Annotated in this window: 15 protein-coding genes and 1 pseudogene; 13 read left to right on the top strand and 3 right to left on the bottom strand. The window is 42.1% G+C overall.

Annotated features, from left to right (window positions below; translation table 11 throughout):
* Positions 1 to 180: 180 nt before the first annotated feature.
* The gene (locus M3650_RS02070) at positions 181 to 1,086 is read right to left on the bottom strand and encodes a copper amine oxidase N-terminal domain-containing protein (RefSeq protein ID WP_251571922.1); all 906 of its coding nucleotides are present in this window, start codon (positions 1,084 to 1,086) and stop codon (positions 181 to 183) included.
* Positions 1,087 to 1,732: 646 nt separating this feature from the next.
* On the opposite strand from M3650_RS02070, the gene M3650_RS32460 reads away from it, so the two are divergent.
* The 11 genes and pseudogenes from M3650_RS32460 (at position 1,733) to M3650_RS02120 (ending at position 8,505) form a co-directional block, all read left to right on the top strand.
* A complete protein-coding gene (locus M3650_RS32460) occupies positions 1,733 to 2,053 on the top strand; it encodes a GNAT family N-acetyltransferase (protein ID WP_369011078.1) in 321 nt (106 codons plus the stop codon).
* A 280-nt stretch (positions 2,054 to 2,333) separates the two neighbouring features.
* Positions 2,334 to 3,260 carry a DUF2268 domain-containing putative Zn-dependent protease gene (locus tag M3650_RS02075; protein ID WP_251571924.1) on the top strand — a complete coding sequence of 309 codons (927 nt, stop codon included), beginning with the start codon at positions 2,334 to 2,336 and terminating at the stop codon, positions 3,258 to 3,260.
* Positions 3,235 to 3,987: a MerR family transcriptional regulator gene (locus tag M3650_RS02080; protein WP_251571926.1), complete on the top strand. Its 753-nt coding sequence runs from the start codon at positions 3,235 to 3,237 to the stop codon at positions 3,985 to 3,987. The genes M3650_RS02075 and M3650_RS02080 overlap by 26 nt, the downstream gene beginning before the upstream one ends.
* Positions 3,977 to 4,231: a hypothetical protein gene (locus tag M3650_RS02085; RefSeq protein ID WP_251571929.1), complete on the top strand. Its 255-nt coding sequence runs from the start codon at positions 3,977 to 3,979 to the stop codon at positions 4,229 to 4,231. Before M3650_RS02080 ends, M3650_RS02085 begins: the two co-directional genes overlap by 11 nt.
* Positions 4,232 to 4,374: 143 nt before the next feature.
* Positions 4,375 to 5,049 carry an Ldh family oxidoreductase gene (locus M3650_RS02090; RefSeq protein ID WP_251571931.1) on the top strand — a complete coding sequence of 225 codons (675 nt, stop codon included), beginning with the start codon at positions 4,375 to 4,377 and terminating at the stop codon, positions 5,047 to 5,049.
* Positions 5,042 to 5,323 carry a hypothetical protein gene (locus M3650_RS02095; RefSeq protein ID WP_251571933.1) on the top strand — a complete coding sequence of 94 codons (282 nt, stop codon included), beginning with the start codon at positions 5,042 to 5,044 and terminating at the stop codon, positions 5,321 to 5,323. Before M3650_RS02090 ends, M3650_RS02095 begins: the two co-directional genes overlap by 8 nt.
* 248 nt (positions 5,324 to 5,571) lie before the next feature.
* On the top strand, positions 5,572 to 6,858 hold the full coding sequence (locus tag M3650_RS02100; protein ID WP_251571936.1) for an IS110 family RNA-guided transposase: 1,287 nt from the start codon (positions 5,572 to 5,574) through the stop codon (positions 6,856 to 6,858).
* A gap of 661 nt (positions 6,859 to 7,519) precedes the next feature.
* A complete protein-coding gene (locus M3650_RS02105; RefSeq protein ID WP_251571938.1) occupies positions 7,520 to 7,786 on the top strand; it encodes a hypothetical protein in 267 nt (88 codons plus the stop codon).
* A 40-nt stretch (positions 7,787 to 7,826) separates the two neighbouring features.
* Positions 7,827 to 7,946, top strand: a pseudogene (locus tag M3650_RS02110) (IS5/IS1182 family transposase); the annotation flags it as partial.
* 223 nt (positions 7,947 to 8,169) lie between these two features.
* Entirely contained in the window at positions 8,170 to 8,355 is a 186-nt protein-coding gene (locus M3650_RS33070) for a YolD-like family protein (RefSeq protein ID WP_483311718.1), read from the top strand.
* Complete coding sequence (locus M3650_RS02120; protein ID WP_019419571.1) at positions 8,356 to 8,505, top strand: hypothetical protein; 150 nt, start codon at positions 8,356 to 8,358, stop codon at positions 8,503 to 8,505.
* Positions 8,506 to 9,153: 648 nt separating this feature from the next.
* On the opposite strand, the gene dat is transcribed toward M3650_RS02120, so the two are convergent.
* On the bottom strand, positions 9,154 to 10,029 hold the full coding sequence (gene dat / locus M3650_RS02130) for a D-amino-acid transaminase (RefSeq protein WP_251571941.1): 876 nt from the start codon (positions 10,027 to 10,029) through the stop codon (positions 9,154 to 9,156).
* A 391-nt stretch (positions 10,030 to 10,420) separates the two neighbouring features.
* On the opposite strand from dat, the gene M3650_RS02135 reads away from it, so the two are divergent.
* Positions 10,421 to 11,347, top strand: a complete 927-nt coding sequence (locus M3650_RS02135; RefSeq protein WP_251571944.1) for a macrolide 2'-phosphotransferase — start codon at positions 10,421 to 10,423, stop codon at positions 11,345 to 11,347.
* 242 nt (positions 11,348 to 11,589) lie between these two features.
* Here the strand turns inward: M3650_RS02135 and M3650_RS02140 are convergent, their stop codons facing one another.
* Positions 11,590 to 12,747, bottom strand: coding sequence for a GNAT family N-acetyltransferase (locus M3650_RS02140; protein WP_251571947.1), 1,158 nt, complete (start codon positions 12,745 to 12,747; stop codon positions 11,590 to 11,592).
* A gap of 748 nt (positions 12,748 to 13,495) precedes the next feature.
* On the opposite strand from M3650_RS02140, the gene M3650_RS02145 reads away from it, so the two are divergent.
* The gene (locus M3650_RS02145) at positions 13,496 to 14,275 is read left to right on the top strand and encodes an SDR family oxidoreductase (protein ID WP_251571950.1); all 780 of its coding nucleotides are present in this window, start codon (positions 13,496 to 13,498) and stop codon (positions 14,273 to 14,275) included.
* The last annotated feature ends 3 nt before the right edge of the window (positions 14,276 to 14,278 follow it).

Genomic DNA, 14,278 nt, shown 5'->3' on the forward strand with positions numbered 1-14,278 from the left:
AGGTTGAAACAAACCAGGTAGGTTTTGAGGTTATACTTCAATCATCTATGTCCATCACAGGATTGCGGAGAAATATATCTTATTACCAGTTTCCTTATAGCTGTATCATGAACAGACAATAAGAAAAACCCTCGACTCTTACAGTCGGGGGCTGGCATGCTGACAGATGAAATATGTAATCTAGTCTTTACTTGCATCGATTCTTTTTTCTTCGTCGATTGGGACAATTACTTTGCCTTTATTGTTTTCCTCCAATCGGCCAAATTGCCCTAGTTCGGTCGACTTTCCCAATTTGTCGATCGTACCATAGTACGTGTAATCGGACATGACGGAATCAACGAAATAGACGGCTTCCCCTAGATCGGCTGGTTTGTTCCCTTTCTCGCGGTGCTCTATACCCGATTGAGGCTCATCCCCTTGCCATTTTACTTCTGCAAGTCCATCCGCATTAATTTCGACATAATTAACTAGCCCTTTATATTGTTGATAATAACGAAGAGTTTCTCCCTTAGGAAACGTATACTGGATTGAAAATCCTTCGCCCTGTGGTTGAAGAGCGTCCTTCCCGTATATGAGAGGAAGTCTAATGGCAATTTTGCGTGCCTCCGTCAAGTCTCCGCTCATCAATGTTTTGAATCGTTCTTGCTCCGTAGGGGTGCGAACCACGACTTTTTTGCCCTCTTTGTCATAACTAACACTCCCTCCCAGATTCTCAGACAAGAAACGCAACGGCACAAAGGTACGGCCACCCTTAAAGGTTACTTGCGCATCAAGCTTTACTTTCTTCCCGTTCATAATTGCTTCCTGCGCCCCGCCACTTAATTGGATGCTCACTTTGTTGACCTTGTTTGTAATGTTGACCGTCTTCGAATTGGCATCATAGGTATAACTAAGCCGAGTCGGATCATCGAAGGCAGTCAACGGCACAAGTGTGCGCCCCTGCAACAGTAGCACATCCTCCAGTTGCTTCCCATTCATATAGACGTTAAACGATGTTGCCGGTGCTGCGGCGAATATCGTTGTGGGCGCAACTACAAGAACCGACAGTAGAAATGCGGAAATAAGCAACGAATAACATTTTCTCACCATAGTTCCTCCATTCATATCTAATCTTTAACATCAATATATACGAATCAATATTTAGAAATGTTTCACATCCCAAAGTAAATCGTTCCTTTCTTTTTTTATCTAGGAACATTTGTGTCATAGAAAAAATGCACAACTGCAGGCCATTCTTTATCAAATCATTGGATATTATTTTTCAGCATGAAAGAAATAGTTGTAAGTTGAATCATCAACCTTAATACTTATCTTGTTCTCGCCTTTGACCGCGATGCATGAGATCCAGATAATATTAGGGTTGGTCGCAGATGGCCAGCCATCAATCGCCAGATCATTGATCTGTATTAGAGGATCGGTTGCAACGGGAACGCAGAAATCGATATTGATTAGCTCGCCAATGAATGTTTCAACCCGATCGTCAGTCGTTTAATAATAGAAGTTTATTGTAGCAATTGCCCTCCTAATATTATTGGGGTAACGGGTAGGGAGGTTACAAATAAAGGAAATGAACTATAGAAGGCGAATACCATGTATCGATCCAGTTAAAAAGGAGTCGAAATCTTATGATTCGAGAAGCTGAAATATCAGATAAAGATCAGATATTCGAGCTCTATAGAATGTTAGTACCAAATAGTAAGAAAATGAATGTTTAGGAGCACAAATTGAGACTATTAGAAGGGATTCAAACAATTCTTTACTTGTATACGAGGAGTATGGACAAATATTAGGAAGGGTTACATTAAACATATGTTTGCAGGCTTTGCATGGTTTTAGACCATATGGAGTGGTAGAGAATGTGATTGTTCATGAAAATCATAGGAACAGAAATATTGGACAAAAACTTCTACAATATGTTGAGGATTACTACAAATCAATTGATTGTCATAAGATTATGCTTTTAAGTAATTCTTCACGCCAAAGAGCACATCAATTCTTTGAAAGAAAAGGATACAGTGGTTCAGCCAGTAAAGGGTTCAAAAAATATTTATGATTTGCTTTTTCAACTAACGGGACACTATAGCTTAATCCACCCCCTGTGAAGGCAGCCGATATCTAGGGTAGAGGTCCCCTTTTAGCTATCTGTTCTTCACAAAACAGGTAGAGGCAAAAGAGGATTTTTTTATTACTTCACACGTAAACAATATCAAGAAATCCCCCGTAACAATGGAAGTAGCTATGCAGCGATTCAATACCTGGAATATGAACCCTTGACTGTTACGTAAGGTAATACTTAATAATGTAATCAATCTTAAATAAAGGAGAGATTACTATTGAAGATTACCGCATTGCGTTCCGATAAGATTTATGGAAAAATAATCAAGGCAACACCAGATGAGAAATTGGAACTATATCGGCAAGAAATGATGAGACCCTTTATGGAAAAATGGGAAATCCAACAAATTCCGTTTAAATCAAGTGAGCCAAATGGGTTTGATGTAATTATGATGAATAATTTCATGAATTTATCTCCAACAGACATTATTCCTGATATATACGGAGAATTAGCAGCAATTTCGTCTGAACAATTTTGGCAAGATTGTCATGAAGCAGTTACTACTAGTTTATCATCATTTCTCAAAAATGGGATTGAGCTTTCGATTTCAGAATATCTTTACACTATATTATTAGGTGATGCTAACAGTCCTACGCTAACTATCAATGAAGGAATTTGTGGGGATGGTGGTATCCCTGGCTATATTATCGCCACCATGACCCCAAATGAATATACATTACCCCGTATAAAATCGGTGTTAGCACATGAATGCAATCATAATGTCAGATACCAATTTATTCAGTGGGATAATAGTATTACTTTGGGAGAAATGGTTGTTAGTGAGGGATTAGCAGAAAACTTCGCTACATCCATGTATGGTGATGAATTATTAGGACCTTGGGTAGCCAAAACGAGCATGGAAACGTTAAATACACAAAATAAACCAAAAATAAAAGATCAGCTAAATGTAACGGGTTTTGATAAAATTAATCCGTATCTATATGGTGATGAAATTGCGAAGATGCAAAATTTTAATCCTGTTGGAATGCCTTATGCAAGTGGATATGCCTGCGGCTACTACTTAATCCAATATTATTTAAACAAAACAGGAAAAAGTACTACTGAGGCGACAATAACTCCAGCAGCTACAATTCTTGCTGAAACAAAGGGATTTTGGAATGAAAAGACAATTATTCACAGTTAAAGATGTCATAAAGATTACAGGTATAACAAAACGAGCATTACATTATTACGATAAACTCGAATTATTGAAGCCCATTAAAGCTGATAATGGATATCGGTTCTATGATCAAGTGGCACTAGCAAAACTACAATCGATTTTATTATTCAAAGAAATGAATTTTTCATTGAATGAAATTTCACAAATGATGAGACTATCAAAATCAGAACAAAGAGACATTCTAACTGAACATCGTAGTACACTAGTACAAAGAAAGCAAAAGCTCGAGACGATCATTGATCAATTAGATGAATATGTAGAAGGAACGGATATCTATCATCTCAATATGTTTCGTGATTCACCAATACTTTCAATCCAAGAGCAATACGAATCAGAAGCGAAATTCGTCTATGGTGATACGGAAAAATATCAGGAATTTGAAGGAAAAGTAAACCAACTGTCTGCTACAGAGAAAGAAAGAGCATACCAACAGTTCTCGGTAAACATGGAGAATGTATTTCGTGATTTGGCGAAACATAAAGATAAGTCTCCAGCTTCTGCTGAGGTTCAAAAGTTAATAAGCAAATGGGAAAGCTGCCTTGAAGAGTTTATGGTTTGTGATGCGGAAATTTTAACCTGCATAGCAGAAGTCTATTCTACTGATAGTCGCTTTATCCATTACTTCAATCAATTTGACAAGGGAGATTTCTCGGAATTTTTAAGCCAATCAATCCTGTACTTTGTTAATTAAACAAGAGCTTCCTGAGAAGATTGCGTTTAATTTTAAAGAAGATACGACGCGGAAAATAGGATATGAACGCCAGGAGACGACTATGTTTATTGTCGAGTTTACCGGGAGTCAACATGATCTTAAGCCCTGCGGCAAAGAAATAGACGAGGTAATGATGATAGAATCATCGAAGATTCTGGCTAAATTATCCTACAAAGAAACCGCAGCGTATATTCGAAAATATTGTGGTTCGTTATTGAAATGACGGGATCCGGGAGGGGCATGAAGCAAAAATGAGAGGAAACAGGAAAGTAATATATAATTCGGTTTTAAAAGGATTCAAGCCACAAATTCAGTCGAGTTTTAGGATAATAGCCAATGCGATACAATCTTAAGAGCGCAAGAGAGTTGGCTATTCGCGCGTGTGTTGCCGCTGGTGCGAGCAAATCGGTGGCAGTCTCTCTTGCTGAAGCAACTGTCGCTGCGGAATGTTCCGGTCGGAGTTCGGTTGGATTTGCACATCTTCCCGACTATCTGGAAGGCTTTTTGTGTGGTCGCATTACTGGTACAGAAGATCCTGCGATCTTCTTTCCAGCTCCTGCTCTCATTCAGGTCGATGCCAAGGGAGGCATTGCCCAACATGGTTTTGATCGTGCATTCGAGGAATTGCAAACACGGGCAAGTACCTATGGTGTTACTGTACTCGCTTTAAAGAATAGCTACACGGCTGGAGAATTGGGCTATTATGTAAGGCGTCTCGCCTGTAAGGGGTTGGTAGCGATGGCTGCGACCAATGGATCTGCCTTAATGGCTGCGGGCCAAAGCATCGAGGCTGTTTATGGCACTAATCCTCTCGCATTCGCTGCGCCCGTCGACAACAGGGCCCCCTTGGTTATCGATCAGGCGTCCAGCGCCACGTCATTTGTCAACATACGGCAGGCGGCCGAACGGGAGGAGATGATTCCCGAAGGCTGGGCTATCGATGGGAAGGGACAACATACAATGGATTCGCGTGAAGCGATCAAGGGGGATTTACTTGCTTTCGGGGGGGGGGCGCGGTGCCAATATCGCACTCATGGTTGAAATTCTCGCCGCAGGTACGACAGGCGCGAACTGGTCGCTTGATGCACCATCCTTCGAGGAAGGGAGTCACTCGCCTGGTGTAGGCTTGTTCATAATTGCCCTAAACCCCGACCTGCTCGCTCCCGATTTTTCGGCTCGAATGGCGTCTCAGATCGAACGATTGTCCTCCAAAGGTATTTATGTCCCCGGAGGCTGCTGTGATAAGGATGAAATAGATCTTCCGTCTTCACTTGTTGTGACTCTTGAGGAGTATTGTAAAAAAAGTATTGAATAATGTGCTTGTGTCGAGAAGCGTCATTCAAACTCGATACATTCCATTCACAATGATTAAGCTAACGAGGAACGATGGTAGAGGAGCTTGCATGGAGGCAGCTCCTTTTTCTTTTGTTGAAGTAACGGGCAGCATTCCTATAATGAAGAAATATGAGATTTGAGAAACAAAAAGACTCCTTGGTATGATGTTTATGGGTCCCATATGCTGGCCAGCGACCGGAACCAAAAACAAACCAAGGAGACTACAAGATGCATTCTACTCAAAATGAACGAATTAATCAAATCACTTCTACTACACTCATCGTGGGTGTAGATATTGCAAAGTTCAAACATGTGGCTCGCGCACAAGACTTCCGCGGAGTCGAGTATGGGAAGCCAATTGCTTTTGAGAACAGTCGGGAAGGGTTTGAATTATTCGTAGGCTGGTATCAGAAGATCATGAAAGAACAGACCTGCAAGGAGGTCATAGTCGGTATGGAACCGACTGGTCATTACTGGTTGAACCTTGCACATTACCTAAAAGAACAACAAGTTTTATGCGTCGTGGTGAACCCACTGCATGTGAAGAAAAGCAAAGAACTGGATGACAACTCACCGACCAAGAATGACATCAAAGACGCTAAAGTCATCGCACAGCTAGTCAAAGATGGAAGATATGCCGTACCGAATCTTCCCCAAGGTATCTATGCAGAGCTGCGGGAAGCCATGAAAATTCGCGATCATCTATCGACTGACCTGCGTGTAGTACAAGGACGTGTTCATAACTGGCTGGATCGGTACTTTCAGGAATTCCTTACAGTTTTTAAGGATTGGGAATGCAAGTCGGCCCTTCAAATGCTCAGCCTTTATTTGCTGCCGCATGAACTTGTTTCAAGGTCAGACGAGTTTTTGCTGGGACATCTAAGGGAAGCTGCCAAGCGTGGACTCGGCCTGGGACGCGTGAAGGGCCTGAAAGCCGCGGCCAGTCGTTCAATAGGCATGAAACAAGGTGCAGAGCTAGCCAAGATGGAGCTTCAGCTACTATTGGTACAGTACGAACTGCTCCAATGTAAGTTCGAAGAGCTTGATGCAAAGTTGGAAGAGCTGATGAAGCAAATCCCATATGTTCAGAAATTGCTGGCGATTAAAGGGATTGGTCGGGATACAATAGCCGGATTCCTGGCTGAAGTTGGTGACATCCGTCAGTACCGACATCCCAAGCAGATCGTAAAACTCGCAGGATTAAACTTAAGGGAAAATACATCGGGCAAACACAAAGGACAGACCAAAATTACGAAGAGAGGCAGGAAGCGACTTCGAGCCTTGCTCTTCCGTGTCGTGATGCCACTGGTAGCGAAGAACGGAGCTTTTAAAGCATTGCACGAGTATTACACCAAGCGGCCAGATAATCCGCTGAAAAAGATGCAATCTCTCATCGCCCTGTGTAACAAGCTTATTCGGATCCTGTTCGGCATCATGAAAAAGGGACATGAATTCAGTGAAGAAAAAATGATGCAGGATATCCCTCGATTCATGGAAGTACCACTAGCAGCTTAAATACAGCAGCATCTTCTTAGAAATTGAAGTCGTAACAAACAACTGACAACTAAAGCACGGATGAGTCGGAACGGCACTAACATACGGACGAAGATCCTGTCGGGCAGCATATCTGACCTCCACCTCATGGACAGGTTGAATGAAGGAATGTGGGAGCGTAGACTCTGTGAGACATGGGAGGGTTGACCACCATGAGCCAATGTGGAGATCCATAGGTGCAACCATACTTTACCGAATTAACCACTTTTTACAGAGAAGAGGTTTAGGTGAGGATGTTTTTGCGCTTCCTGTAGCCCCATAATTTTCATCACCTTCAAATCAAATCCATGAATAAGTTGTCTTTTAACTATGCAACATGGTCAAATTCTAAGAAAACGCGAGCATTTAAGAGAAAGGTGATTCTTCATAGAGGGACATTAGTGTAACAATAGCTAGGGGGGCGTCAGAATGGATTCTAGGTGGTCTGATGTGGTAGTTTAGGTGGGGGGATGGTTTACACCTTTTTCGTGCTTATTGTTTTCAGATATGCCATAGGCACATCCATCGACCGACTATTAGTAAAATATGACACGAAAAGACAAATTGACAAGTCCAACAAATGGTACAATGGAAAAGGATGTAAGTTCCATGTAATTCAAATATGTGTTGGGGGAACAAATGAATGACAATCATTGAATCAAGTTATTTTTGGCAAGGTACTAAGATTAGACTAAGGGCAACTCAAAGAAGTGATTGGGAACAATGGAAATTGGAAAGTACCGATAGTGAAGCAATTCGGCTAATGGAATGGGGTATCGAACTTCCTAAGAATGATATAGACGTTGCCGAAGTGTCGGATAAGTATGATAATTTCAAAGACAATTATAGAAAAATGTTTGCTATCGAAACGCTATCAAATAATCAGTTAGGGTCTGTCTTCAAACTATAACTCAAGCATAAATAGTGGTAGAATCAGGATATGAGAAGACGAACGCCATGGAGTGGAATGCTTTTTCAATAGAATTAAACATTATCGTCGAATCGCCACACGATTCGATAAATTAGCATGTACGTTCAAAGCTTTTTTGACGTTGGCTCGCTTAGGTCTGAAGACAGGCCCTAGGAAGAAAATTTTTAAGATTACACAATCGACAATCCACATAAAAATTGAAGGCCATTACAAATGAGTAAGAAGTTACAGGGCAATGGGCTATGGGAGTCATCGCGTATGATGCTCCCCGAACATAAGGAAACCATTATACAACATAGATATGAGTTTGGACGCCGTAGCCGGCCAACTATCGACGAGCAGGAATTGAACGAATATTTTACATGCCTGCCCAATCAATGGAATGGCAGGAATGCGTCACATTGGATATGTTCGATCCATTTGAACGCTGCGAATTGATAGGAATGGTTATAGATATTGACAAGCTTGGGAAACGTATCAAGTTATTGCTCGATGGTGAAAAGCAGTGGGTGAAGGTCGAGGATATTATTAAGGTGGTCACTATATGAATGGTTGGAGAAAACCGCAGTATTCACCGCAAGCAGCGTATTAACCTATTACAAAATATGAGAGGAGGGGATGGTCTGAAAAAGTTACGTATCGTTGCTCAGTACATTAAAAACGAACGGGAGCTAAAAAAGAAAGGAAAATCGACATGAACCCAATAGAGTAATAAGCACCTATATGATGCGTTAGTTAAAGCCCCGGAGTAATCCGAGGCCCAAGCAAAATCAAGCTATTATTCGATTCAACACACGCCCTGTTCCTGAACTCATTCGTGACCATATTTGTACCTGAACTAACCCGAAATTATCGTATTCAAAATAAATAAGTTCTTGTTTTTACATGGGCTTTCCGAGCTTATCCGAACTATAAATTTTTATTGTATAATAAAGCCATCTCAAATAATGAAGGGACTGAACTATGCGCAGATATCAATATTTTTAACCCGACTTTAAAAGCATAACATAATGGAGGTAAAAGTATTGATTACAGAATTACACACAGAAAGATTATTTTTAAGATAATTGAAAGTGTCTGATTCGTCAACAAAGCTGCTCGTTTCGCTATAATTGAATCAGAATCCAATGAAATTATTGGTTCTTGTGGTTATAGAACCGAATAAGAAAAGAGCCATGAACATGATAATCGATGATGCTAAAGACGTACCACGTGATTTACTTCTTTAAATGCTTCATAATTCATATACATAAAATTCACTTTTACAACGTTTTTAAAATTTGTCCTACGCTTGATTAGTTCATGAAAAAAACTGGTGAAATACCAGCTTCTCTTTCCTTATGCATTCAATTTGTTGCTTTTAAAGGTGCAATACTTTCCTCATAAGCAGCTTGTAGTTTCTTCGTAACTGGGCCGCTTTCTCCATTACCAAATTGCTCATCTCCAATGTGAATAACTGGGAATATTTCAAGGGGCGTCGCCGTAAAGAAGCATTCATCCGCCTCATATACTTCTTGTAATGGAAACTCTCTCTCTTCTACTTCAATGTGTAGAGCTTGTGCTAACGAAATAACATGATGACGAGTAATTCCATGTAAAATAAAGTGATCGGCTGGGTGCGTAATCACTTTATTATTTTTTATAATAAAGAAATTGGAATGGCACCCTTCTGTTACAATTCCATCTCGAACTAATATTGCTTCTTGGTATCCTTCTTCACTAATTTTATTTTTAATCATAATATTCGGAAGTAGATTTAAGGATTTTATATGGCAAAATTTCCAGCGGATGTCCTCTTCCACAGTTGCTTTTATTCCCTCTTTCATAGCGGTAGTCGGTCTTGGAAACGGTACAATGTTTGCAAAATAGGTTGGTTTCAGATTCGATTCGTATACATGATTTCGTGGCTGAGCACCTCTTGATATTTGCATATATACATTTCCATCTTCCTGAAATTGATTTTTTTCAATTAATTGCTGAAGCTGTCCAATCAATTCCTCCTTGGTAAAAGGCGGATTAAGATGAATTTCCTTCATAGATGTAAAGAATCTTTCTAAATGTAAATCTAGCAAGTGTGGTTTCCCATTATATAAACGAAACACTTCATAGATTCCATCACCAAATTGCAAGCCCCGTTCTTCTAATGCAACCATTGGCTGCTCTTCCTTTATATTCACAATTCTCCCATTAAACAAAATCCAATCTTCATGCGTACCTTTCACCATTTTTCGCTCCTTTACGAATTATTAATTTCACTTTACAACTTATCTGTGCGTAATGCCAACTTAGAAGGTAGTGCAGAGGAATTAAAATCTGGAATGTATTGCTGACTCTGAAAAGCTTAGAGCCAACATCGTAATTATATGTTCCTATTCTCCAAAATAGTTCGGAGTCATGTGATACCGTTGGTACATTAGCTAACTGTTTCATTTGTTGTTTACTGTAACAAGTGATTGATGGTAAAATATAGGAAAATTAGCATAGGGGCGTCGGAGTTGCATTGCGCGCGGTTCGTGAAGGAAGAGTAGATGAATTGCTGACCGCATGGAATGCCGCCAGGCATGCAAGCAAGCTGTAACCCAATTAGCCATGGACGTGAGGAGTAGATGTTCAATGACATCGGCACAATCAAATCGTCAAAATAGGATTGAAGAGATAGTAACCACCGCAAATTATAATGGGCTGCGCATAAACGCCAATCAAGTGGAACTAAACGAATCCGGGATGGATTTCCTTGTGGCCTTCGCGACCGATGATGCAGGCGAGCCGTGGGTGCTTCGCAAGCCAAGACGATCGGACGTATTGGAGCGGGCTGAGAATGAGCATAAGGTGCTGCAGCTTGTGCGGGAGCAGCTGCCGATCGAGGTACCGGACTGGCGTATTTTTACGCCCGAGCTTATCGCGTATCCGCTGCTCCGCGGAAAACCGATCGCGATGGTAGATCCAGGGGGCGGCGGGTACCTATGGCAGTTCGAGCAGGAGGCGCTTTCGGATGTCTTTTTCGATTCGTTCGCGGGGGCGTTGGCAGCGCTGCATCGCACGGATCAAGACACGGCTGCCAAGGCGGGTGTCCGCATAAAAAGTCCTCAGGAGGCGCGCGCGGAATTTTCAAAGAATATAGATGAAATCAAAGGCAGCTTTACGATACCGAAGATACTGCAAGAGCGCTGGACGGCATGGTTGTCTGATGACTCTTACTGGCCCGGGAATTCGGTGCTGAACCACGGGGATATGCATCCTCCCCACATCATCGTGGACGAGACGCAGCGCGTGACCGGATTTCTGGATTGGACGGAGGCGGAGGTTGCCGATCCAGGCAAGGATTTTGTCATTTACTACGCTCTCTTTGGCGAAGAAGGACTTCGGGATCTGCTCGCACGGTATGAGAAAGCCGGGGGCAAGTTATGGCCGCGCATGCATGAGCATATCGTCGAGCAATGGGCCGCTTATCCGGTGTTGGTGGCCAAGTTTGCGCTTATTACAGGCCAGGAAGCCGATATGGAGATGGCTAGAGGCATGCTTGCGAATTGGAACACGTAAATACAGGCAGAGAGGAATAGCCATCCGTTAGCGGATGGTTATTTTTTAGTTATATGGTGCCAAAGAGCCGGGTCATTCCGCTAACGGAAAGCGATAGTTCAAGATGCTGTTGTCAGAGAAGCGTATGGGGGAATGGATCGGCAGTCTCTGCTAAACAAAAAAGCCGCCAATAATGCGGCGGCAGGTAAACAATATATATGTTGATAATAGAATCCGAAGAACCCTGCGAACAAGGTGCTTTCTTAATGTGAGCCAGCAAGAATACGTGCGATCTGTTCGCTGTCCTCTTCTCTGTAGACATATTCATGGTAATGGGGTTGGTGGATGTCTATCCATCCCTTGTCGACAGCCTGTTTATAATAGTGTTTGGCGCGTTCTTTTTCACCAATCAAATAAAACAAGCAGGCTGCGTTCCAATACAATGCCACATCTCCATTCCAGTCCCAACCTTTATCTAGCGCTTGGGCGTAACACCATGCTGCGCGGGCGTAGTCTTTTTCCACGCCATACTTCATATCACCACGCATATAATGGTTTCCGTTGACAAGGAGGTTGTTCAAAGGAAGGTTCCACCCGAACAGGACCGGGAAATCTGCAAGCAGCTTGAAGCCTACAGATAAGGCTGTTCTCTGCGAGCCTATATTGTTGGACCAGCATTGCCAACCGACTCTTGTTATGCCCCACTGCTTTGCGAGTGAGAGCGCGCCTAATGCTGTCTTTCGCGCCCACCCGTTTCCGCGATACCTTTCATCCGTTTGAATACCAAGTTCACATTCGTTTTCAACTACCCAGTCCGTAAGGCACCAGCTAATAATGGTTGGACCCTCATCCGTGTCTTGAATGGCAACACATCCAAAGCCCTTGTCCTCGTAAACTTCTAATGAAGGCCAGCCTTCTAAAATTTCTTGTATTACATCATCGAGCCCGACTAAATCTTGACGCTTCAATAAGTTGCTATTTACCGGGACAATACCATCTTCAAAGGGGGCATCTATACTACTCAAATCGTGAGTAAAAGTCATTCGCCCGCTTCTCATAGGCAATATATCTTTCATAACCACCTCAAGAGCATCTTCCCACTCCTTATCCAATGGATAAAACAGTACATAGTCTAACTCTCCATTAGACGCGAGCTTCGGTAACAGCTCCTCTTTGAGCAACTTATTAGCTTCTTCAAAAAACAGGCTGTTCTCTGGACTGCCGCCTAGAAAAATGCCTTGAGGATTTGCTAACACGGCTGTTGCGCAGTCATTAGACAGAAAAACTCTGCCGGGTACAGCACCTGTAATGACACCTTTAATGGATAAATGTTGCTGCAAAGCTTCAAAAAGACCTGCTGCTTTATAAAAGTTTTCGCTCGTGAGTTCCATTCCCTGAACCATGTTCTTGGAATACATCATGTCCGTTTTTTGCCTCCCATGAGCAAATGAGAGGTTTTTATTCAACTATACATATAAACCTCTCATTTGCTTCTCGATTTGTTTGTTCGTATCCAAACACCATCACTCCTTTAAACGTATTAGAGGATTAAGCTCTAAGGTGATTTGTACTTTATGCCCCCATTCAATTATGGATAAAGAATACAATTTAATCAAGGGTCAGCCGAAGTACTGACGTGCCTTTTGAACAACAAAGGGGGAGATCGTCTTGATTTTCTTCTGAAAACCACCTTAAAGCCCAAGGTGTTGACACTTATCGTTTTGAAAACATCACTCAATGGGAACAATTCTTGAAAAACAGGTAAATAACGAGGTTAGGTGAGAGGCGATATTATCTCTTTCGATGCTTTTACTCACTCTCCCCTTCGGTCAGTAACAACGATTCCCGTAATTGCAGGAATTGTCTTTAAATCTTTGCCTTTAGCTCTCATCATTGCTATTATTAAAGCAGAGATGTGTTGAGAAGGAGCATAGAACCTATCGTGTGTACAACTCTGTAAGGATTAACAAATAGATAGAATACCAATTATAGTGATTTATCTATTCTATTTGGTGTTCATATCTTTAACCTTACGGGTACGCAGGGATGAGTGTATCATAAACCCATGTTGCGGATGCCTATTGGCATCCGTTTTTAGTTTGAAGGGAAATTGCATCTCTATTGCTCTCTGACTGCTTACCCTCCACATCATGAATGGAGGAACAATACATGTTCTCATTGAAAAACAAAATAGCAATCGTTACTGGCGCAAGCAGATCAACAGGGATTGGAACAGCGATATGCCGTTCCCTTGCAAGTTTTGGAGCAGATATATTCTTTACTCATTGGCATCCTTTTGATGAAACGGAAGGCAATGGCGGAGACAAGGAGTGGCCTGAACATTTACGCAAGGAATTGGAAAGTTTGGGCGTGGGGGCAAGTCATATGGAGGCGGATTATGCCAACCCGGAAATGCCGTCACTTATTATGGATCAGGTAGAAAAATCGCTAGGCAACGCTTCGATTTTGATTAATAATGCAGCCTATTGCGTGTCAACCAATTTTCGGAACCTAAATATCGCTTCGTTCGATCAACACTACGTCGTGAACAATCGTGGAACGATCATGCTCAGCACAGAATTTGCAAGAAGATTTGAAAAGAACCATGCAAAAGGGACCCCGGGGAGAATTGTCTTCATGGTTTCCAAAGGCCCTGACCCTGACAACTTGGCGTATATTGCAACGAAGGGAGCTCTGATTGGGCTAATCGAGCCTCTCTCTGTAGCTTTGGCTCCGCTCCAAATTACAGTGAACGGGTTCGATCCAGGGCCAACCGATTCAGGATGGATAAATGAAGAGATGCAAGCACTTTTTCTGCCGATGTTTCCTATGGGACGGATCGGATTGCCGGAAGATGCAGCCAGAACGATTAGCTTCTTAGCGAGCGATGAATCACAGTGGATTACTGGACAAGTGATAAAATCTGAAGGCGGATTTCTAGGGAAATAGTAT

The sequence above is a fragment of the Paenibacillus sp. MER TA 81-3 genome, assembly GCF_023713585.1.
In the GTDB taxonomy this organism is placed as follows: Bacteria; Bacillota; Bacilli; order Paenibacillales; family Paenibacillaceae; genus Paenibacillus_B; species Paenibacillus_B profundus.

Coding starts and splice junctions, on each gene's coding strand:
- M3650_RS02145 (WP_251571950.1), top strand. CDS start 13,496: ATGTTCTCATTGAAAAACAAAATAGCAATCGTTACTGGCGCAAGCAGA.
- M3650_RS02095 (WP_251571933.1), top strand. CDS start 5,042: ATGGTTGAAATTCTCGCCGCAGGTACGACAGGCGCGAACTGGTCGCTT.
- M3650_RS33070 (WP_483311718.1), top strand. CDS start 8,170: ATGCCTGCCCAATCAATGGAATGGCAGGAATGCGTCACATTGGATATG.
- M3650_RS02105 (WP_251571938.1), top strand. CDS start 7,520: ATGACAATCATTGAATCAAGTTATTTTTGGCAAGGTACTAAGATTAGA.
- M3650_RS02120 (WP_019419571.1), top strand. CDS start 8,356: ATGGTTGGAGAAAACCGCAGTATTCACCGCAAGCAGCGTATTAACCTA.
- M3650_RS02080 (WP_251571926.1), top strand. CDS start 3,235: ATGAAAAGACAATTATTCACAGTTAAAGATGTCATAAAGATTACAGGT.
- M3650_RS02100 (WP_251571936.1), top strand. CDS start 5,572: ATGCATTCTACTCAAAATGAACGAATTAATCAAATCACTTCTACTACA.
- M3650_RS02140 (WP_251571947.1), bottom strand. CDS start 12,747: ATGATGTATTCCAAGAACATGGTTCAGGGAATGGAACTCACGAGCGAA.
- M3650_RS02135 (WP_251571944.1), top strand. CDS start 10,421: ATGACATCGGCACAATCAAATCGTCAAAATAGGATTGAAGAGATAGTA.